The following is a 20,827-nucleotide window of genomic DNA, read 5'->3' as shown; positions in this document are numbered from 1 at the left end:
CGATGAGCAACGACGCCCCGGCGCAAGAACCCAAGATCTCGATCGAGCATGTCTACAAGATCTTCGGCGAGGATCCGCAATCGGTGCTCCCGCAGGTCGAGGCCGGTGCGGACAAGCGCGAGATCCTGGAACAGACCGGCCACGTGATCGGCATCCGCGACATCAGCCTGCAGATCCAGCCCGGCGAGACCTTCGTCGTGATGGGCCTGTCGGGGTCGGGAAAGTCCACCCTGATCCGCCACGTGAACCGGCTGATCGAACCGACCGCCGGCCAGATCCTGATCGACGGCCAGGACGTTCTCACCCTCGACGAGAAGCAACTGCGCGATCTCAGGCGGCAGAAGATCTCCATGGTGTTCCAGAAGTTCGCGCTTCTGCCGCACCGCTCGGTCCTGTCCAACGTCATGTATCCGCTGAAGGTCGGAGGCGTCTCCACCGACAAGGCCAAGGCGGCGGCGATGGAGCAGATCGAGACCGTGGGGCTCGCCGGTTACGAGGACCGCTACCCGCGCCACCTGTCGGGCGGCATGCAGCAGCGGGTGGGACTCGCCCGGGCGCTCGCCACCAGCGGCGACGTCCTGCTCATGGACGAAGCCTTCTCCGCCCTCGATCCGCTCATCCGCGGCGACATGCAGGCCCAGCTCAAGACGCTGCAGGCCAAGCTGCACAAGACGATCATGTTCATCACCCACGATCTCGACGAGGCGCTGCTGCTGGGCGATCACATCGCGATCCTGAACGATGGCGAACTGCGCCAGGTGGGCACCGGCGAGGATATCCTGCTCAATCCGGCCGACGATTATGTCGCCCGCTTCGTCCGCGACGTGAACCGGGGGCGCGTGGTGACGCTGGCCACCACGGCCCGGACGCCCACCACCCTGTCGGCGTCGGATCTCTCCCGCGACAAGCTCGAGCAGGCGCTGACCAGCGTCTCCGAAGCCGTCATCGTCACGGACGCGGACGGGCGCCCGGTCGCAGCCGTCACCGAAGGCCATCTCCACGCCAATCGGGACAAGGCCGAAGACTGGTGGCGGTCGCCGGACAACCTCCCCACCCCGCAGACCGCCGACGAGACGACGGTCCTGGCCGAGATCCTTCCCCTGTTCGCCGGAAGCGAGACCCCGCTCGCGGTGGTGAATTCCAACGGGGTTCTCGTCGGCAAGATGGCCGCCGCAGACGCCCTTGCAGCCCTCTCCAATTCCGACTGACCAACGACGCGGCCGGAGCGGCCGCTCAACCGGCGGCGTTACGGAAGCACGGGCGTCGGCGTTTCGCTTTGGGAGCGGATGGGCCGCAGAAAGACGCGGCTGATCTCGTCGCGGCTGGCCTCCAGCGCCCGGGTCAGCTCGCGCATGGTCGTCTCCACCTCTTCGCCCGAGAGGGTCTCCCGGAAGTCGATGGACACGGCCACGAGGATCTCGCGCGGGCCGAGATGCATGGTCAGCACCTCGCCCACGTGATTCACGCGATCATCCGCCGAGAGAACCTCGTCGACGTCCTTGAGCACACCGGCCGAGGCGCTCTCCCCAGTCATCAGGCTCAGGGTCTCGCGGGCGAGGAACACGGCCGTGGCAACCAGAATGGCGCCGATGAGGATCGAGGCGATGCCGTCGAACACCGGCATCTGTAGATAATAGGCGAGAGCGACGCCGACCAGCGCGACCGTCAGGCCCGCCAGCGCCGCGAAATCCTCGCAGAAGATCGCGAACACGCTCGGGTCCTTGCTGGCCCGCAGGGCGCGCCAGATCGACCGGTTGGGCTGCCGATGCCTGAGCTCCTTCCATGCGATCCGGAAGACGAAGCCCTCGATGACGATCGCGATCCCGAGAACGAGAAAGTTGATCCAGGGCTGATGAATGGGTTCGGGCTCGAGCAGGCGATGGATGCCCTCGTAGATCGACACCGATCCGCCAAGCGCGAAAATCAGCAGCGCCACCACGAACGCCCAGAAATAGATTTCCATGCCGTAGCCGAACGGATGCCGGTCGTCCGGCGGCCGTGACGCGCGCTTCATGCCGAGGAGCAGAATGGCCTGGTTGGAGGTGTCCACCGTGGAGTGGATCCCCTCCGACAGCATCGCGCTGGAGCCCGTCCAGGCGGCCGCCGCGAACTTGGTCACCGCGATCGCCAGATTGCCGATCATCGCGGCGTAGACGACGCGTTTCGATCCCGATGCCATCGGCCCCTACCCCTTCAAATCATTCCGTTCGTTGCCGGTCGTGGATCATCAACCCCCGGGTGGCAAGCCGGTTCCCGGTCCGATCGACAGAGACCGGTTTTGGCAGAGACCTACGGCTCCACCGGTCCGGGCACCAGCGCAGGGGTCTTGCCGGTGAGGTAATAGGCGATCAGCGACAGCCATTCCCGAACGGCGAGATTGGTGCGATAGAGCCCGAAGGCCATCGACGGGGTCCAGGCGTAGGGATCGTCGCCGCCGGGGGTGCGGTAGTCGACCGGCCACGGCACGATCCCTGTCCAGCCGGCCTCCTCGAACACGCCGATGGCGCGCGGCATGTGCCAGGCGGACGTGACCAGGATCCAGGTCTGCCCAGGCTCCGGCTGCAGGAGGGATTTGAGATTGACGGCGTTGTCCCATGTGGAGGCCGCCCGTTCCTCGATCCGGATGCGGGCCCGGGAGACGCCGAAGCTTTCGAACAGCCGTGCCGCGAATTCCGCATTGCCGATCTGGCCGACCGGCGGCGGCGGCCCGTTGGAGATCGCCACGGTCGCCAGCGCATAGCGCTCGGCCAGTTCCGCGACGGCGATCAGCCGGTCGGCGCCGTCGTTGACCTCCGGGATCTGCCGCGACCGCACCATGGCCGCATCGATGGCCCCGCCGAGAACCAGGATGCCGCTCGGCGCTTCCTGCGGAGGTGTCGGACCCGGAAACCGCTGTTCCAGCGGGCGCATGAGCAGCGTCGACAGGGGCGCGAACCCGGCGAACACGAACCCGAACGCGGCCAGCGCCACCAGGATCAGTCCGGTCCGCCGGACGTTCACGAGAAGGCAGGCAAGCCCGAGAAACAGGAGAACGATCAGGAAGTTCGACGGACGAAGGATGAAGAAGACCCAGTCGGCCAGCCAGTCCGGCATCGCTTTGCCCGTCTCCCGATCGCGGCCGCCTCACAGATTGCCGCAATAGCCCGATATCAGTCCGTCGGGAAAGTCCCGGCCGGCCACTCGATCATAGCACGCACCGCCGGGCCTACGTATCCCACTCGGGCTCCACGTCCATGCGGACGAGCCGGCCGTCTGGACGGCGGAGCGAGGTCAGTTCCTCCATCTCCTCGCGGGCCAGCTCGAAATCGTAGGCGCCGAGATTCTCTTTCAGCCGATCCGGGTTGCCGGTCTTGGGAATGGCAACCACGCCTTCCTGCTGGATCAGCCAGCGCAGCGCGATCTGGGCCGGCGTCTTGCCGTGGCGCTGGGCGATGTCCTTGACCAGCGGCTCCTCCAGAACCTTGCCGCGGGCGACCGGCGCGTAGGCGGTCACCGCCATCTGATGCTTGCGGCAGGCGTCGCGCACCGGATCCTGGTTGAGATGAAGGTGGTACTCGACCTGGTTGGTGGAGAGCGGCGCATCGGTCAGCTCCGACGCCTCCTCGATCAGCGCCACGTTGAAGTTGGCCACGCCGATGCCGCGGGTGAGCCCGCGCTCGCGCACCTCGTTCAACGCCCCGATCGGTTCGGCGAGCGCCACCTCCGGGCTCGGCCAGTGAATGAGGTAGAGATCCACATGGTCCAGGCCCAGACGCTGCAGGCTGTCTTCGGCCGCGTGCTGGAGCTGCCCGTCGCGCAGGTGCGTGTGCCAGACCTTGGTGGTCACGAAGATCTCGTCGCGGGGTACGCCGGACGCCTTGATGCCGCGCCCCACGGCTTCCTCGTTCCCGTACATTTCGGCGGTGTCGATATGGCGGAACCCGGCCTTCAGGGCCTGGGTGACCATGTGCTCGCATTCCTCGCCCTTGAGGGGCCAGGTACCGAACCCGAGCGCGGGGATGTGAACGTCGGCGGTCTTCACCGTATGCATGACGAAGCTCCGGAATTGGCGGGACACGAAAGGCGGGGGCGACGGCGGGAGACCCGACCCGGAAGGGCCCTGATCAGGAATGTTCCCCGCGTCGCGGTTCGTCTGCTAACGCGCCGGGGCCAGCGCTGTTCCGTCGACGAAGCCCACGCTGCCGTTCCACTCGACTTCGCAGGCGCGCTCGTCGAGGATCTTGCGCCAGGTGGCCGGCGATCCGAACTGCCAGGTCGCGAACGGGATCTCCGGACGGCACCAGCGCAGCACGATCCCGTCCGCCCCCTTCGGCACGGTCGCGACCGGCCGGGCTCCAGCTTCGATCGCCCCGCGAAGGGGCGTTTCGGACCGGGCGGTGTACCGCACGTCATAGGGGCTCGGCGACTGGGCGACGGAGGGCGGCGCCAGTCCCGTGCCGAAGACGATGAGCGCGGCCGTCATGGCCGCCCGGACCGGCATCTTAGCGCTACCCGATTTCGGACGCCGACGAGACGATCTTGCCGACCAGCCCGTACTCGACGGCCTCGTCCGGACCCATCCAGTAGTCGCGGTCGGTGTCCTTGGCGATGCGCTCGATCGGCTGCCCGGTCGCCTCGGAGAAGATCTTGTTCAGGCGGTCGCGCATCTTGAGAATCTCGCGCGCCTGGATCTCGATGTCGGTTGCCGCACCGCCGGCGCCGCCGGACGGTTGATGCAGCAGGAAGCGGGTGTTCGGCGTGCAGTAGCGCCGCTCCTTCGGCACCGACACATAGATCAGCGCGCCGGCGGAGGCGACCCAGCCCATGCCGAGAATGTTCACCGGGGCGTCGATGAACCGGATCGTGTCATGGATCATGTCGCCGGATTCGACGTGTCCGCCCGGAGACGACACGATCACGTTGATCGGATCCTTCGACACGTGGGCGAGCGCCAGCAGGCGCTGGGTCACGTCGCGGGCCATTTCCATCGACACCTGGCCGATGACCATGACGGTGCGTGCCTCGAACAGGTGCTTGTCGACCGGGATCGACTGTTGTCCCTTGATCTTCTCCTCGTCCTCTTCGTCGTCGAGGCGGGGCGCGGTCTCGTAGGCCTGAGGCATGTTGGTCCAATCCGATGTGGGAGAATTCCGGATCGGCGCTGCGGCCAGCGCCGTTGTCTTTTTCTAGTGCCGGAGATGTCGTCACGCAAACCCCGGAAGTCAATTCGCCATGACCTCCGGGCGCGGAGGCCATCGCATTGAAGGCCAGTTGTGGCAACCGGTCAGGCCCAGTCGTCGTCGTCCTCGTCGCTCAGCGGATCCTCGTCCTCACCGAGTTCGTCATCATCGCTGGGCACCGGCACCCGGAACCCAGGCGGCGGCGTGCCCTCAAGAAGGCCGGCTCCCTTCAGCTCGTCGAGCCCAGGCAGGTCGTCGATCGCCTGAAGGTTGAAATGATCCAGAAACGCGGTCGTCGTTCCGTAGGTCACCGGCCGCCCTGGGGTCCGACGCCGTCCGCGCAGGCGGATCCAGCCCGTCTCCAGAAGCACGTCGATGGTGCCCTTGGAGGTGGAAACGCCGCGCACCTCCTCGATCTCCGCCCGGGTCACCGGCTGATGGTAGGCGATGATGGCGAGGGTCTCCAGCGCGGCCCGCGACAGCTTGCGCGGCTCCACCGCCTCGCGGGTGAGCAGGAACGCCAGATCTTCCGCCGTGCGGAACGCCCATCCTTCGGCCACCTCCACGAGGTTGACCCCGCGGCTGGCATAGGCGTGCTTCAGATCCTGCAACAGCCCGGGCACGTCGGCCGATCGCGGTAGGCGCTCCGCAAGGGTCGCCTCGCCGAGCGGTTCGGCGGATGCGAACAGGATCGCCTCCAGCATCCGAAGGTGCTCCCGACGCTCCCGGGAGGACAGGTTGGTGACGTTGTCGCCGAACAGCCGAGGCGCGTCGGCCCCCTCCTCGCTCATGTCTCGCCCCCATCGGGCGCGCGCGTCTTCACGTAGATCGGCGCGAATGGTGCCGTCTGGCGCAGTTCCAGATGGCCCTCGCGCACCAGTTCCAGACTTGCCGAGAACGTGCTCGCCAGCACCGTCGGACGCTGGCCCGGATCGGTCATGTAGCGCTTCAAGAGCTCGTCGATCGGCGTCCAGTCGGCGATGGTGCCGACGATGCGCTCCAGCGCCGACCGGGCGTCGGCGAGCGACCACACGACCCGCCGGCGCATGTGGACCACGGTGCCCATCTCGCGCTGGCGCTGGGAGGCATAGGCCGACAGGAGATCGTAGACGCTGGCCTGCCACTTGGTGGTGCGCTTGACGCCGATGGGCTCCGGCGCGCCGCGGGCCAGGACGCCCTGCCCCAGGATCGGCCGGGCCATCAGGTCCTCGCCCGCCTTGCGCATGGCTTCCAGGCGCTTGAGACGGAAGGCGAGCTCCGCCGCCAGTTCCTCGCCCGTGGGCTCCTCGTCGTCGTCGGACTGCTTGGGCACCAGAAGCCGCGATTTCAGGTAGGCGAGCCAGGCCGCCATGACCAGGTAGTCGGCGGCCAGTTCGAGCCGGATGCGGCGCGCCTCCTCGATGAAGGCCAGATATTGTTCCGCCAGATCGCTGACGGAGATCCGGGTGAGATCCACCTTCTGGGACCGCGCCAGCGCCAGCAGAAGATCGAGCGGCCCCTCGAAGCCGCGAATGTCGAGATGCAGCGCGTCCGGTTTTTCCGGCTCGCTGCGGACCGGCGCCTCGAAAGGGTCGGTCTCCGTCTCTGTCATGATGCCGGCTCCGGGGCGGACCAGACCGGCGCCAGAAGGGACACCAGGTGGCGCCGCGCGTCCGCCACGTCGAAGTCGTCCGGCGTCCGGCGCAGAGCCAGCGCCCGCCCGCAGCGCTCCAGGGCCTGGCCGGCAAGCACCGGCGTTCGGTCGGCGACCGCGTCCATCTCCGAAAGCCGCCCGTTGCAGTGGAGATTCAGGTCGCAGCCGGCGGCGATCGCCGCCTCGGCGCGGCCGGCCAGAGACCCGCTCAGCGCCTGCATGGAAAGATCGTCGCTCATCAGGCAGCCATCATAGCCGATCTGCCCGCGGATGATCTCCTGAATGACGGTCGAAGACGTCGTCGCCGGCCGGTCCGGGTCCAGCGCCGTGTAGACCACGTGGGCCGTCATGGCGAACGGGCAGTCGGTCAGGGCGGCGAACGGAGCGAAATCGGTCGCGGCAAGGGTTTCCGGATCGGTATCGACGACGGGAAGCGCCAGGTGGCTGTCGGCGCCGGCGCGTCCGTGCCCGGGAATGTGCTTCATCACCGGAAGCACGCCACCGGCGAGGAGCCCGTCCATGGCCGCGCGACCGTAGGCGGCAACCGTCTCAGGATCCTCGCCATAGGCACGGTCGCCGATCACGTCGTGGGCGCCCGCAACGGGCACATCGAGCACCGGCAGGCAGTCGACATCGACGCCGAGCGCCGCCAGGTCCGATGCGATCAGCCGGGTGGCGAGGCGGCAGGCTTCCAGACCGGCCTCCATATCGCGGCGGCCGAGATCGCCGAACACCCTGCCCGGCGGATAGGCAGGCCAGCCCGGCGGCGACAGGCGCTGCACGCGGCCACCTTCCTGGTCGATCAGGACCGGCGCTTCCCAGCCCAGCACGGACCGGGATTCATCGACCAGCGCGTGGATCTGATCCGCGCTCTCGCAGTTGCGGCGAAACAGGATCAGCCCCCAGGGCTCCGCCGCCCGCAGGAACGCAGCCTCGTTCTCGCCGAGGCGCGGCCCCGCCAGTCCGGTGATGAAGGCTCTGCTTTCGCTCACAGCACGTCTGATCCCAACAAGGCGTGATTCCGTTTCGCCAACCTCTAGCGGAGAGGAGATGGCCGGCGGAAGTCAACCTCGCCGGCCATCGCTTCGGACATCGCTAACAGGAGAATGGGCGACGCCCATGCCCGGAGACGGGCAACCACGCCGGAGCGCTCATCGCGAACGGGCCTAATTGCGGCCGATGAAGCAGTCCCCGCCCGCGGCCTTCAGCTCGCTGCAGAGCTGATTGGCGGCCTCCCGGCTCTGCACCGGCAGACGAACCCGATAGAAGGTTCCACGGGTCCCGAGGTCCGCGGCCTGGATCGACGGCTGCCTCCCGCCAAGAACCGACGGGAACCGGCTCTGAAGCTGCCGGTACGTGGCCTGCGCGGCTTCGGGCGAGCGCTGCGAGCTGACCTGAACCGCCCAGGGACCGGACGGCGCCGACGCCACCTGAGTGCTCTCGGACGCGGGCTGGGTCGACTGGTCGGCGGCCGGCTGCCGGGTCGAGCGCTGGGCATTGGCGGCGAGCTGCGCCGGTGACACCCGCTCTCCGACGGATTCCGAAGGGCTCGTGGTCGACGGCGCGGGCGATACCGACCGGGCCGGAGCCGGCGCCGGCAGCGGCGCGTTCGCGTTCGCATTGCCGGATGCGGTTGCCGTCTGACCCTCGCCGTCCGGCGTCAGCGACAGCGGACCGTTCGATGTGGTCGTGCTGACGCGGCTCGTCGTGACCGATCGGGTCTCCGAGCCGGTGTCCGCCACGTCTTCCTCCTGGGCCGGCTGCGGCTCGGACGTCGGCACCCGTTCCGACGTGCGGATCGGCGACGGGGCCGTGATCGCAGCGGTGTCCGACGCGTTGTTCCCGGCGGATGCGGCGTCGTTCCCCGTTTCCGAGGCCGCGGTGTCCGTGCCGGCGGCCGTACCGCCCGTGAGGTTCGCGGCCGCATTGGACCCGGAACTCGGGCTGAAGATGCCCTGGTCGGCCGAGGCCGTGCTGCGGCCCGCATCGACCTCGTCGGCCGGGATGATCGTCCCGTCGGGTCGGACCACGACCGTGCGGACCCGTTTCGGCAGCAGTGGCGACGAGGCCGAACTCGCCCCGTTGGCCAGCGAACTCTGGGTCGGATCGATCGGGTCCTCGGAACTCTGAACGACCCGGCCGGACTCGCCCTCCCCACCGACGCGGTCATAGACCGTCTTGGTCTGGGCGGTGTCGCCACCGGCCTCGTCGGGGACGACCTTGACGCCGTCCGCGTTGGCCTCGATCAGCGGAGGCGGGCCGCTCTCCGTCTGCTCGACCGACGTCGCACCGAATACGAAGTAGCCCACGAGGCCCAGCGCAATGATGCCGGCGACACCCGCTGCGATGGGCACGATCGGCCGCCGCCTGCGCTCGGAGAGACCGAGTGCTGCGTCCATCTCCTCGAGGGAGTGTTCGGGCAGCGCGTGCTCGTCCTCATCCCACTCCGGCTCGGCCTCGTCATAGTAGCGGTCGTCGGCGTCGTAGGCGTCGTCGTCCGCGTACTCCGCGTCCTCGTAGGCGTCGTCGCCATAGTCCTCATCGTGGACGTCCCGATCTCCGGCATTCAGCGGCTCGCCGGAGGGAACGGCGCGCGCCTGCGCGGTGTCCTCGGCCCGGCGATCGCCGGACGCATCGCGGACGCCCAGGAACCGGGGCGCCTCGACCGGCGCATCGTCCTCGTCGTCGTCATCCGCAAACAGCGCGTCGGCGAGCCGGTCGGCCATATCCTGGGTCTTGGCTTCCGCCGGCTTCGGAGCGGCGAAGGCCCGCCACGGATCCGTGCCCGACATGCCCGGCAGATCGTCGAAATCCAGGCCGCCGGTCTTCTTCGGCGCGGGATCGACCTCTTCGGCCGGCTTCGCTTCTTCGGAAGAGGAAAAGCGGAAGCTCGGAACGGCGCGGCGCGGTCGCACCGTCGGCACCGGGATCACCGGCGCCTCCTGCGTCGGTTCGTCGTCATCGCCATCCGTCGTCGCCTCGCCGGGCTCGGCACGGCGCGGCACGCGGTAGAGGCTGGGCGACTGCGGTTCGCCGTCATCCGATGCGGGGCCGGACGCTGAGGGCTCCACGGGCCGCGCGCTGTCGGCATCCGCGGCAGCCGGACCGGCCTTCCGCTCGGTCCCGCCGCTCTGCCCGCTGTCTTCCATCTCGCGCTTGAAATCGGCCGCGGCGGTCGGTCCGGCCACGCTGGCGGCGGCCAGGCCGGCGGTCAGCGGCGGCGTCCGCCCCATCATCGGCGCCGGGTGGGCGCGGCTGCCTTCGGACGCCGACTTCGGGTCGTCGCTGCTCTCCGTCTCCCCGCCGGAGCCGTCCTGCTGCCCGGCGCTGGCCTGGCCGGAACCGGTATCGTCGGAACTCCGCCGTCCGAGCCGGTCGCGAAGCCGGTTCAGGGCCGCAATCGTCGGATTGTTGTCTTCGTCGGGCTCGGACGTAGCCGGAGGCGTCTCTGCCCGACGCGGCGGCACGCGGGGGGCTTCCGGCGACGACGCCCGAGCAGGCGCCTCGGGGGCGTTGCGATCCGGATCCTGAAAAATGCGCGGACGGGGCGTCGGCTCCGATGGGGCCGCATCCCCGGTGCCCGGACGCGCCGGCGTCTCGGCAGATCGCGGCGCAGGCGCAGCTGGCGCCGCCGTCCGCGTGGGCGCTGCCGGTGCCGGACGGGCCGATGCCCGGGTGGCCGAACCCTGGGCCGACCCGGACGGGTCCGGACCGCGGCGCCCCTGGGACGTAGCCCGCTCCGCCTCTGCACGGGCCGAAAGCGCAATCTTGCGGAACGCAGCGAAATCGTCGCCGTCGTCCGGTTCCTCGGTGTCATCAGCCGCCGGACGGGACGGACCTGCCTCAGGAGGGGCAGCCGGAGCTGGCGTGGCGGCGGGAGCCTGCGGCGCAGTCGCGGCCACACGTCCGGCATCCGGATCTGCGGGCTCGTCCGATACCGACGACACGGGCTCGACGGGCCCTTCGGGTGCCGCTATCGGGCGGGCCACCGGCGCATCCTCGGCCGATCGCCGGCGCACCGGCGCGCTTTCGGAGGCCTCCTGAGTGCGGCGGCTCGATGCCGGAATCGCGAACGACGGCCGCGGGCGCGGCGCCGACGGCTGGGCCGCTGGCTTCCGATCCGTCTCGCCGTCGAGCTCCATCATCAGCGCCTGCATGAAGGGATCGTCGTCCTCGGGCGCCCCCTTCTCCGGCTCGGGTTCCTCAAGCGCGGGCGCCTCAGGCGCGGTGTCGTGGACCGGGTCCGCGTCCAGATCCGACTCGTCAGGCTCGTGTTCGGAGGCGTAGATCTCGCCCTCCGGCTCCAGGCCCTCGAAATCGGACTCGTCGTCCGGCACCCAGCGGTCCGCCTGATCGTCCGGCTCGCGGTCTCCCGCATCGTCGGAGTAGGAAAAATCATCGCCGTCATCCGGCATCGGCTCGAATTCGGCATCCGCCTCGTCCGCGCCGCTCAAAGCTTCTGCGTCGGCCGGCCCGTCCTCGCGCCAGCCCTCGTCAGCCTCGAGCTCGTCGCTGAAAGCCCTGCGGAACGCGTCCATCGGGAGCCCGCCGCGGCTTTCGCGGGGCGGATCTTCCGGCGCGTCTTCCGGGGAGAACCGATCCTCGTCGTCCAGATCGAACCGGAACGGGTCGTCCTGGTCCGGGTCATCGGCGCCAGGTCCGTCCTCGGGCTCGGACGATGCTTCCGCCGGGAAGCTCTCCCGATCCTCGTCGGGCAGGTTCTCGTACGGCTCATCGGCCGGGCCGGCTTCGAGGCCTCCCCGCACGGAACTCGACCGCCCACCGGGCCGCGGCCGCGGATCGGGCTCGACGTCCTGGTCCATGAATCGCGTCAGTTCCGACAGCGGATCGCCGCCGGTGTCGGCGGAAGACTCGCGGCGATCTGGCCAACGAGGCCCGATCGGGCGTCGCGGGGTCGGTTTCTCGTCGGTCATGTTTCGAACAGTCGCACTCTTTGCAGGACCGCCCTCAAAGGCCGGGCCGGTCTGGCGGAAACAAACTGGCGCGTCGTCCAACGACGTGATCGGGGACGACCGCCCTGGGCTTCATGCCCGCGGAAGGCCGCAACCGGCCGTTCCTTTCCCACGCCCCATCTTCGATCCAGACGCGTCGCCTTTCGCAATCAGACCCGCACGTCCGGCAGCCGCGCCGGACTGCCCTCAGCGCATTTCGTTCGGTGCCGTCACGCCGAGCACCGACAATCCGGCCTTCAGGGTCGTCTGGGTTGCAACGACAAGTGCCAGCCGAGCCTGGGTCGAGCCTGGATCGTCAGCGTTAATAAAGCGTAAGTGTGGCAATTCCTTCCCGCGATTCCAATGGCCGTGGAAGGCACTGGCCAGATCGTGGAGATAGAACGCCACCCGATGGGGCTCCCGCGCCTCGGCTGCAGCCAACGCGATGCGCGGCCACTCGGCAATCTTGGCGATCAGCGCGAGCTCGCCCGGATCGTCGAGCCGGCTCAGCGACGCTTCGGCGAGATGCTCCGGCGCCTTGGCTAGGTCCGGCACTTCCTCGCCCGCCTGTCTGAGCACGGACGCACAGCGCGCATGGGCGTACTGGACGTAGAAGACCGGGTTTTCGCGGCTCTGCTCGGTCACGGTCTTGAAGTCGAAATCGAGCGGCGCGTCGGCCTTGCGGAACAGCATCATGAAGCGGACGGCGTCGGCACCGACCTCGTCCACCACGTCGCGCAGCGTAACGAAATCGCCGGCCCGCTTCGACATGCGCACCGGTTCGCCGCCCCGGAACAGCTTCACGAGCTGGGTCAGTTCCACCGACAGCGCGCCCTTGCCATCGGTCAGGGCCGTGACGGCCGCCTTCATCCGCTTCACGTAGCCGCCGTGGTCGGCGCCCAGGACGTCGATCATGTCCAGGAAGCCGCGCGTGATCTTGTCGTAGTGATAGGCGATGTCGGAGGCGAAATAGGTATAGCTGCCGTCCGACTTCAGCAGCGGACGATCGATGTCGTCACCGAACTGCGACGAGCGGAACAGCGTCTGCTCGCGGTCTTCCCAGTCCTCGATCGGCTGGCCCTTCGGCGGCGGCAGCGTCCCCTGATAGATCAGGCCGCGCTCGGTGAGCGCCGCCATGGCCTCGGCGACCCGGTCCCGGTCGCCGGAAACCAGCGAGCGCTCGGAGAAGATCACATCGTGTCGGATCGAGAGCGCCGCGAGATCGTCCCGGATCATCGCCATCATCCGCTCGACGGCGAACGGGCGGATGACCGCGAGCCGGTCGGCTTCGTCCAGGGCCAGCAGCGCGTCACCATGGGCCTCGACCAGCGCCGCGCCGATCTCCTTCAGATAGTCGCCCGGATAGAGCCCCTCCGGGATCGCGCCGATCTCCTCGCCGAGCGCCTCCCGGTAGCGCAGGAAGGCTGAGCGGGCGAGCGTGTCGATCTGGGCCCCGGCGTCGTTGACGTAGTATTCGCGCGTAACGGCATAACCGCTGAAATCAAGGAGATTGGCGATCACGTCCCCAACCACGGCGCCACGGCAATGGCCGACATGAAGCGGACCGGTCGGGTTCGCCGAGACGTATTCGACGTTGACGGGCGCCCCCTCGCCCGCGTCGGACCGGCCGTAGTCGGTTCCGTCGCGCAGCACTCCGGCCAGGACGTGGGCCCACATCGACTGGGCAAGCCGGATGTTCACGAAGCCGGGACCGGCCACCTCGACGGCATCGACATCGGCGTCTTCAGCCAGTTGCTCGGCGATTTCGGTCGCCAGATCGCGCGGTTTGCGGCCCAGCGCCTTGGCCAGCACCAGGGCCGCGTTGGTGGCGAGATCGCCATGGCTCTGATCGCGCGGCGGCTCGACGACGATGCGGGAGGCCGGGATCGGCTGGCCCTGATCGTCGACGATGCCGAGCCGGTCGAGAATGTCCGCGACGCGGACGGCGAAATCGTTGAAGAGGTTCATTCCCAATCCGAGTCCGTCACGAACAAAGCGAAGGCGATCGCAGGCGGCCTGCGCATGCGGTCCGCACGCAAGCCCCAATGCGCTGAAATACAAGGTTTTTCTGCGGAAATCCGAGCATCTCGGCCGCGCGTCATCTACCGCAAATCCGGTGTTGCGTCAAACAGACGCCGGTGCTCCTGGAAGGCGAACCGGTCGGTCATGCCGGCGATGTAATCGCACACGCGCCGAGGCAGTTGGCTCTCGTCGGCCGGGTCCAGATCCTGGCGCCATTGGTCCGGCATGGTCTCCGGCCGCCTGAGGAAGACATCGAACAGATCGGCGACGATGCCGCCCACCCGGTCACGGACCGCCATCACCGACGGAGCGCGGTAGACGCGCTCCATCAGGAACGCCTTCACCGCCCGCTCCGCCTCTTCCATCGGTTCGGAGAACGCCGCAAGCATTCGGGGACAGGCACGTACGGCATCGATGCTGTCGACCCCATCGGCCTCGATGCGCCGACGCGTTTCGCCGATGACGTCCTCGATCATCCGGGTAAGAACCCGCCGGCCGATCTCGTGCACCACCCGGGGGCGCTCCAGACCCGGATAGCGTTCCTCGATCTCCCGCAGGAAATCGCCCACCAGCGGCACGCCGCGAAGGTCTTCGATCTCGATGAGACCGGCCCGCAGGCCGTCGTCGATATCGTGGGCGTCGTAGGCGATGTCGTCCGCGATCGCCGCCACCTGCGCCTCCAGGGAGGGTTGGGTCCACGGCTCCAGCCCGAGGAAGTCGGGATCGGAGCGGAACGCGTGGGGCAGCACGCGCCCGGCATAGCGGCCGATCCCGTTCCCGCTCGCGTCGGCGAGCGGCCCGTTGTGCTTGACCAGACCTTCCAGCGTCTCCCAGGTCAGGTTGAGCCCGTTGAAGCCGGCGTAGCGGCGCTCCAGCCGGGTCAGGATCCGGTAGCTCTGGGCGTTGTGGTCGAAGCCCCCGAAGTCGGCCATGCACCGGTCGAGCACGTCCTCGCCTTCGTGCCCGAAAGGCGTGTGGCCGAAATCGTGAGCGAGCGCGACGGATTCCGCGAGATCCTCGTCGAGCCCCAGCACCCTTGAGATGGATCGGGCAATCTGGGCGACCTCCAGGGAATGGGTCAGGCGGGTGCGGTAATGGTCGCCTTCCAGCGACACGAAGACCTGGGTCTTGTGGGTGAGCCGGCGAAACGCCGTGGAGTGGACGATGCGGTCGCGATCGCGCTGAAAATCCGACCTCGTCGGGCTCCCCGGCTCGGGGAGACGCCGGCCGCGCGAGCGGTCCGGATCGGCCGCATAGGCGGCGCGCGGCCGGTCGAAGGCTCTGTCTTCGCTCACGCGGTGTCCCTCTTGCGACCGGCTGCGGGGTTGGACGAACGTCGCGAACGTCTTAACTATGGGTCAGGCAGGCTGACAAGCTTCTGCCGACTGCGTCCGAGTGGAGACCGATTGCGATGGAAACCGAACTTCAGGCCGATGTGGTTGTGACCGACCGCGCGATGAAGCGGGTCGCAAAGATTCTGGCAGGCGAGCCCGCCGAGACCGCCCTGCGCGTCGGCGTGTCCGGCGGCGGCTGTTCGGGCTTTCAATATACCTACGATCTGGTGCGCGAGCGTGAGCCGGACGACATCGTGATCGAACGCGACGGCGGCGTCGTGCTGATCGATCCGGTGTCGCTGGAATATCTGTCCGGCTCCCAGATCGATTTCGTCGACGACCTGATCGGCCAGTCCTTCCAGATCAACAATCCGAACGCCACGGCCTCCTGCGGCTGCGGCACCAGCTTCTCGCTGTTCTGAAGACGGCCCGCCGCCAAGGCTTGCCTCCCGGCAGTCGTTGGCCGCACCTTGAGACCGGTGCCGACTCAGCGGCGCCGGAATCCCTGGTGGCCCACCTGTGAAAATCGCGACCTGGAACATCAACGGCGTCAAGGCCCGCCTCGACGCGGCGACCCTCTGGCTCGAGGAAGCCTCTCCCGACATTGCCTGCCTGCAGGAGATCAAGTCGGTGGACGAGGCCTTTCCGGCCGAGGCCTTCGAGCGGCTGGGCTATAACGTCACCACCCACGGCCAGAAGGGCTTCAACGGCGTCGCGATCCTCTCAAAGCGCCCGCTGGAAGATCCGGTGCGCGGCCTGGATGGCGCACCTGACGACGTGCAGGCCCGCTATCTTGAGGGGGTCGTCTCCACCGACGAGGGCGTCGTCCGGGTGGCGAGCATCTATCTGCCGAACGGCAATCCCGTCGAAAGCGAGAAATTCGCCTACAAGCTCGCCTGGGCCGAGCGGTTGATCGCCCGGGCCGGCGAACTTCTGGCCAACGAGGAACCGGTGGTGCTGGCCGGCGACTACAACGTCATTCCCGAGCCGATCGACGCCAAGAAACCGGAGGCCTGGACCAACGACGCCCTGTTTCAGCCGGAAAGCCGGGCCTTCTATCGCCGGCTCCAGGCCATGGGCTATCTAGACGCCGTCCGCGCGACGACCGACGAGGCCGTCTATACCTTCTGGGATTATCAGGCCGGCGCCTGGCAGAAGGACAACGGCATCCGCATCGACCACCTTCTGCTGTCGCCGCAGGCCGCCGACAGGCTGGAGACGGTGGAGATCGCCAAGGATGTTCGCGGCCGGGACAAGCCCTCCGACCATGTCCCGGTCATCGCGACGCTGGCGGTGTGAAGCGGCCGGCCCAGCGAGGCCGACCAGAAAGGCAGCCGATGAGCGCACCCGAGGAGACTACGGTTCACAGCGGCGGCTGTTTCTGCGGCGCCGTGCGCTATCGTCTGAGCCACCCGCTCGGCGACACCGCCCACTGCCATTGCCGGATGTGTCAGCAGGCCGTCGGCGCCCCCGTCGTCACCTGGACCTCTGTTCCCATCGGCGCGTTTGCATGGACCGCAGGTCATCCGGGCGAACATCGCTCCAGCGAACGCGGCCTCCGGAGCTTCTGTCGGGAATGCGGGACGTCTCTCACCTTCCGTCTGGACGGAGATACGGTCATCGACGTGACGGTTGCGAGCCTGGACGACCCGGAAGCCGCGGTGCCCGATCGCAATATCTGGACCGGGTCGCGCCTTGCGTGGATGCACGGGTTCGACAGGGACCTGCCCGACGAAATGGAAGAAAACGTTAAGCCGACCTGACTTATCGCGCTATGATCCATCCATGGTCAGGGGAACCATCATAGGTATAGCTGCCGTGATCTGGTTTTCGCCGATGCCTGCGGCAGCCGGAGACATCCCCTGCTGGTGCCGGACCAAGGATGCCAAGTACGAGCTTGGCACCGTCATATGTCTGCGCTTCGGCGACACCGAGCGGCTCGCCCGCTGCGAACGGGTTCAGAACAACACGTCCTGGAAGCTTTTATCGGAAGGATGTCCGACTGCGGGAGACATGCCAGCGTCGACCTCGGTCGATCTCTCTGCCCTCGATCGCCGCGGCTGAGCCCAATATATCCGGATGTTCAGGGACTTTGGGCGCGTTGCGCGGGGGCGCAGCAGTGACTGCTTCGGCTGAGATCGCCCGCACCGGATCGCGCTTGGTCGCCGGCCTGCGCGCGCTCTCGGCGGCAGGTTCCCCGCGCTGCCGATGGAAAGTGAGCGTGTCAGGGCGACGCAACGCGACATCGGCGGTCCGCCCGCAGCGGAGAGACGGCGCACGAACGCGGCGTCACTGCACCTTCAGTTGGTCTTGGCGTTCCGCGTGAGCCAGGTGTCGGCGAGTTGGGTCGCCCGTTTGCGCTCGTCCTCGGCGGCCCGCGCGAACGCCTTTTCCTGACGCTCCCGGATCCACTCGCTGTCGGAGCCGGTCGCCGTCTGGCGGGCGACGGTCAGCCACATCAGCCCGGTGACCGGACGCCGGGGCATGTCCTCGCCGAAGAACAGGAGGTCGCCCAGCAGCGCCTGGGCGCTCGCATTGCCCTTCTCGGCCGCCAGCTTCAGCCAGCGCGCCGCAAGGCGCGGATCACGGCTGGCAATGTCGCTCTCCAGATACATCCGGCCGAGACGGTACTGGGCCTCGGCGTTGCCGAAATAGGATGCGGCGTAGGTGTAGAGATTGCGGGCGCGTTCGACGTTCGGCTTGACGGCGGAATCCTGGATGCCGGTGACGTAGTAGTCGCCGAGTTCGATAAGCGCGTCGGCCACGAACGGCGCCTGCGGGGAATTCGGCAACTCGTCGACGTGGGCGTTGGCGACCTTGCTGAAATACTGGAACGCCTTGAGGTCGTCTTCGCCGACCCCGTCGCCGTCGGCATACATCCGGCCCAGCTTCCACTGAGCCATGGTGTGGTCGCTCTCGGCCGCCTTTGAAAGTTTATCCACGGCAGCGGCCTTGTCGCCGCGATAGTAGGCCCGCACGCCGTCCTTGAACACGTCGATGAGCGACGTGCTGTCCTCGGTTCCGGGCCCGGCGGGTTCTTCCGCACCCGCGGCCGTGGAACACAGCGTTATGACGGCGCCCGCGGCAAACGCGCGAGCCATGACCTCGAAGGCACGCATTTCAACTCTGTTCCGCATTCCGCATGTCCGCGCCCGACCCCGGATCGCCAGCGACATGCCGCACCCATCTCTGATCAGATAGAGGAAGCGCGTCCGGAACGGAGCGGCGCCCGATCACAAGATGATCAGCCTCGTCTGACCCGCACACCGGTCGGCTCGGTTTGTGGCACAATGGGGGCAAAATCGCTCCGCCGGCCCTTTCCGCCTGACGCGGATGGGCGGATGTTGCAAACACATCACAGGGTGTGACGGCAGCCGGGCAACAATATGATCGGATGCCCCAAGCTGGGCGAAAGAAAGGTCGCCGATCTTCGCCCGCAGGGCTCAGGACACCCCCTTCTTCTCCAGCTCCATCCGATGTCCGGATACGACCGGCGGCAGTCCGGCCTTGCCATTGGCGCCGGTGAAAGCGACATCAGGGCCCAGGTGGCGAACCAGCCGCCCGACCGACACACCCCGGTTCGTCTCCCGTGCCGATCGTGCGAGACTCCGCGGAGATGATTCGCGCGCTTGTGCGCGCCGCATTTGGAATTGGACCGTACGCCGATGTCGAACAGCGACGACCTGTTTGCTCCTGCCCAGCCCTCCAGCGGCAAGCCGGCATCCGAGCCGAGCCGTCCGGCACCGCGGCCCCAGCCGTCCCAGCGCCGGACCGCGGCGCCGATGGTGCAGGAAAGCGACGGCGGCTACTCGGCGGCCGACATCGAGGTCCTGGAAGGCCTGGAACCGGTCCGGCGCCGGCCTGGCATGTATATCGGCGGCACCGACGCCAAGGCCCTCCATCACCTCTTCGCCGAGGTGCTCGACAACTCCATGGACGAGGCGGTCGCCGGCCATGCCAGCCGGATCGAGATCTATCTCGACACCGACGGCAGCATCTCCGTCTCCGACAACGGCCGCGGCATTCCGGTCGATCCGCATCCGCGCTTTCCCGACCGCTCGGCGCTCGAGGTCATCATGACCACGCTGCATGCTGGCGGAAAGTTCGGCTCCAAGGCCTACGAGGCATCGGGCGGACTTCACGGCGTCGGCGTGTCGGTGGTGAACGCCCTGTCGACACGGCTGGACGTGGAGGTCGCGCGCGGACGCCGGCTCTACAAGCAGAGCTTCGAACGCGGCCTGCCGGTCGGTCAGATCGAGGACTGCGGCGAGGTCATGAACCGGCGCGGCACCACCGTCCGCTTCTGGCCCGATCCGGAGATCTTCGGCACCGCCATTCATTTCGACGCCGCCCGCGTCCTGCGCATGGCGCGCGCCAAGGCCTATCTGTTCGCCGGTGTGGAGATCCGCTGGGCCTGCGCGCCGGAACTTGCCCGCGACGACGTTCCGGCCGAGGCCGTGTTCCGCTTTCCCGGCGGCCTGTCGGACTATCTGGAAGAGCGCCTCAAGGGCGAGCGCCGGGTCGTCGAGACCGTCTTCTCGGGCCGCACCGGCACCTCCGGCAAGCACGGTTCGGTGGAATGGGCGGTCGGCTTCGTGCTGTTCGACGGCTTCACCCAGTCCTACTGCAACACCGTGCCTACACCTGAGGGCGGCACCCACGAGCAGGGCCTGCGCGCTGCGCTTCTGAAGGGGCTCAAGGCCCACGCGGAGCGCATCGGCCAGAAGAAGGCGGCGCAGGTCACCGGCGACGACCTGATGGGCCTCGTCGCCGGCATGCTGTCGGTGTTCGTCCGCGAGCCGGAATTCGTCGGCCAGACCAAGGACAAGCTCGCCTCCAACGAGGCGGTGAAGATCGTCGAGCAGGCCGTCCGCGACGCCTTCGACCACTTTCTGGCCGAGGACCCCGGCCGGGCGAGCCAGATCCTGGAAGCCGCGATCGACCGGGCCGACGAGCGGCTGAAGCGCAAGCAGGAGCGCGACGTCCAGCGACGCAGCGCCACCCGCAAGCTGCGGCTGCCCGGCAAGCTGGCCGACTGCACCGCCAACCAGGCGGAAGGCACCGAGATCTTCATCGTGGAGGGCGATTCGGCCGGCGGTTCCGCCAAGCAGGCCCGCGCCCGCGCCACCCAGGCCGTGCTGCCCCTGCGCGGCAAGATCCTGAACGTCGCGAGTGCGGGACGCGACAAGCTCGCCCAGAATCAGCAGCTCGCCGACCTGATGCTGGCGCTCGGCTGCTCGACGCGGTCCGCGTTCCGGCTGGAAGACCTGCGCTACGAGCGGATCATCATCATGACGGACGCCGACGTGGACGGCGCCCACATCGCGTCCCTGCTGATCACCTTCTTCTACCGCGAGACCCCGGGGCTTGTGCGGTCCGGCCGGCTCTATCTGGCCGCCCCTCCCCTCTACCGGATGACCCAGGGCTCCAAGACGCTCTATGCCCGCGACGACGCCCACCGCGAGGAGTTGCTGCGCACCGAGTTCGACGCCAACAAGAAGATCGAGACGGGCCGCTTCAAGGGTCTCGGCGAGATGCTTCCCGGCCAGCTCAAGGAAACCACGATGGACCCGAAGACCCGCACGCTGCTGCGCGTCGTGGTCGCCGAGGAGGCCGACGAGACGTCGGAGACCGTCGACCGGCTGATGGGCAACAAGGCCGAGGCGCGCTTCGCTTTCATCCAGGAGCACGCAGCCTTCGCGGACCTCGAAGCGCTGGACGTCTGAG

The 20,827-nt window shown here is 68.1% G+C and carries 17 protein-coding genes; 5 read left to right on the top strand and 12 right to left on the bottom strand.

Annotation, left to right across the window (positions count from 1 at the left end; genetic code table 11):
• Positions 1–2: 2 nt before the first annotated feature.
• The gene (locus J2S73_RS10190; RefSeq protein WP_306885415.1) at positions 3–1,208 is read left to right on the top strand and encodes a quaternary amine ABC transporter ATP-binding protein; all 1,206 of its coding nucleotides are present in this window, start codon (positions 3–5) and stop codon (positions 1,206–1,208) included.
• Positions 1,209–1,246: 38 nt separating this feature from the next.
• Here the strand turns inward: J2S73_RS10190 and J2S73_RS10185 are convergent, their stop codons facing one another.
• From J2S73_RS10185 to J2S73_RS10135, 11 genes are all read right to left on the bottom strand, one after another.
• Entirely contained in the window at positions 1,247–2,179 is a 933-nt protein-coding gene (locus tag J2S73_RS10185; RefSeq protein WP_306885414.1) for a cation diffusion facilitator family transporter, read from the bottom strand.
• 110 nt (positions 2,180–2,289) lie between these two features.
• Positions 2,290–3,093: a YdcF family protein gene (locus J2S73_RS10180; protein WP_306885413.1), complete on the bottom strand. Its 804-nt coding sequence runs from the start codon at positions 3,091–3,093 to the stop codon at positions 2,290–2,292.
• Between the two features lie 112 nt (positions 3,094–3,205).
• Positions 3,206–4,030 carry an aldo/keto reductase gene (locus tag J2S73_RS10175; RefSeq protein WP_306885412.1) on the bottom strand — a complete coding sequence of 275 codons (825 nt, stop codon included), beginning with the start codon at positions 4,028–4,030 and terminating at the stop codon, positions 3,206–3,208.
• 105 nt (positions 4,031–4,135) lie between these two features.
• Positions 4,136–4,480: a hypothetical protein gene (locus J2S73_RS10170; RefSeq protein ID WP_306885411.1), complete on the bottom strand. Its 345-nt coding sequence runs from the start codon at positions 4,478–4,480 to the stop codon at positions 4,136–4,138.
• Positions 4,481–4,487: 7 nt separating this feature from the next.
• Entirely contained in the window at positions 4,488–5,102 is a 615-nt protein-coding gene (locus tag J2S73_RS10165; protein WP_306885410.1) for an ATP-dependent Clp protease proteolytic subunit, read from the bottom strand.
• A gap of 161 nt (positions 5,103–5,263) precedes the next feature.
• Positions 5,264–5,950: an SMC-Scp complex subunit ScpB gene (gene scpB / locus J2S73_RS10160; RefSeq protein ID WP_306885409.1), complete on the bottom strand. Its 687-nt coding sequence runs from the start codon at positions 5,948–5,950 to the stop codon at positions 5,264–5,266.
• On the bottom strand, positions 5,947–6,750 hold the full coding sequence (locus J2S73_RS10155; RefSeq protein ID WP_306885408.1) for a segregation and condensation protein A: 804 nt from the start codon (positions 6,748–6,750) through the stop codon (positions 5,947–5,949). The genes scpB and J2S73_RS10155 overlap by 4 nt, the downstream gene beginning before the upstream one ends.
• Positions 6,747–7,784, bottom strand: coding sequence for a beta-N-acetylhexosaminidase (gene nagZ, locus J2S73_RS10150; protein WP_306885407.1), 1,038 nt, complete (start codon positions 7,782–7,784; stop codon positions 6,747–6,749). Before nagZ ends, J2S73_RS10155 begins: the two co-directional genes overlap by 4 nt.
• Before the next feature lie 174 nt (positions 7,785–7,958).
• Entirely contained in the window at positions 7,959–11,615 is a 3,657-nt protein-coding gene (locus J2S73_RS10145; protein ID WP_306885406.1) for an SPOR domain-containing protein, read from the bottom strand.
• A gap of 336 nt (positions 11,616–11,951) precedes the next feature.
• Positions 11,952–13,712 (bottom strand): arginine--tRNA ligase, encoded by a 1,761-nt coding sequence (argS, locus tag J2S73_RS10140; protein ID WP_306885405.1) that lies wholly within the window; start codon positions 13,710–13,712, stop codon positions 11,952–11,954.
• A gap of 134 nt (positions 13,713–13,846) precedes the next feature.
• On the bottom strand, positions 13,847–15,061 hold the full coding sequence (locus J2S73_RS10135) for a deoxyguanosinetriphosphate triphosphohydrolase (protein WP_306885404.1): 1,215 nt from the start codon (positions 15,059–15,061) through the stop codon (positions 13,847–13,849).
• A gap of 116 nt (positions 15,062–15,177) precedes the next feature.
• On the opposite strand from J2S73_RS10135, the gene erpA reads away from it, so the two are divergent.
• The 3 genes from erpA (at position 15,178) to J2S73_RS10120 (ending at position 16,863) form a co-directional block, all read left to right on the top strand.
• On the top strand, positions 15,178–15,522 hold the full coding sequence (erpA, locus tag J2S73_RS10130; protein WP_306885403.1) for an iron-sulfur cluster insertion protein ErpA: 345 nt from the start codon (positions 15,178–15,180) through the stop codon (positions 15,520–15,522).
• A 97-nt stretch (positions 15,523–15,619) separates the two neighbouring features.
• On the top strand, positions 15,620–16,399 hold the full coding sequence (gene xth / locus J2S73_RS10125; protein WP_306885402.1) for an exodeoxyribonuclease III: 780 nt from the start codon (positions 15,620–15,622) through the stop codon (positions 16,397–16,399).
• A gap of 38 nt (positions 16,400–16,437) precedes the next feature.
• Positions 16,438–16,863, top strand: a complete 426-nt coding sequence (locus J2S73_RS10120; protein WP_306885401.1) for a GFA family protein — start codon at positions 16,438–16,440, stop codon at positions 16,861–16,863.
• A gap of 537 nt (positions 16,864–17,400) precedes the next feature.
• On the opposite strand, the gene J2S73_RS10115 is transcribed toward J2S73_RS10120, so the two are convergent.
• Positions 17,401–18,219 (bottom strand): tetratricopeptide repeat protein, encoded by an 819-nt coding sequence (locus tag J2S73_RS10115; protein ID WP_306885400.1) that lies wholly within the window; start codon positions 18,217–18,219, stop codon positions 17,401–17,403.
• Positions 18,220–18,765: 546 nt separating this feature from the next.
• On the opposite strand from J2S73_RS10115, the gene parE reads away from it, so the two are divergent.
• Positions 18,766–20,826 (top strand): DNA topoisomerase IV subunit B, encoded by a 2,061-nt coding sequence (gene parE / locus J2S73_RS10110; RefSeq protein WP_306885399.1) that lies wholly within the window; start codon positions 18,766–18,768, stop codon positions 20,824–20,826.
• Position 20,827: the final 1 nt, after the last annotated feature.

The organism is Amorphus orientalis, assembly GCF_030814015.1.
Taxonomy (GTDB): Bacteria; Pseudomonadota; Alphaproteobacteria; order Rhizobiales; family Amorphaceae; genus Amorphus; species Amorphus orientalis.
This window is presented reverse-complemented; position numbering and strand designations above follow the sequence as displayed.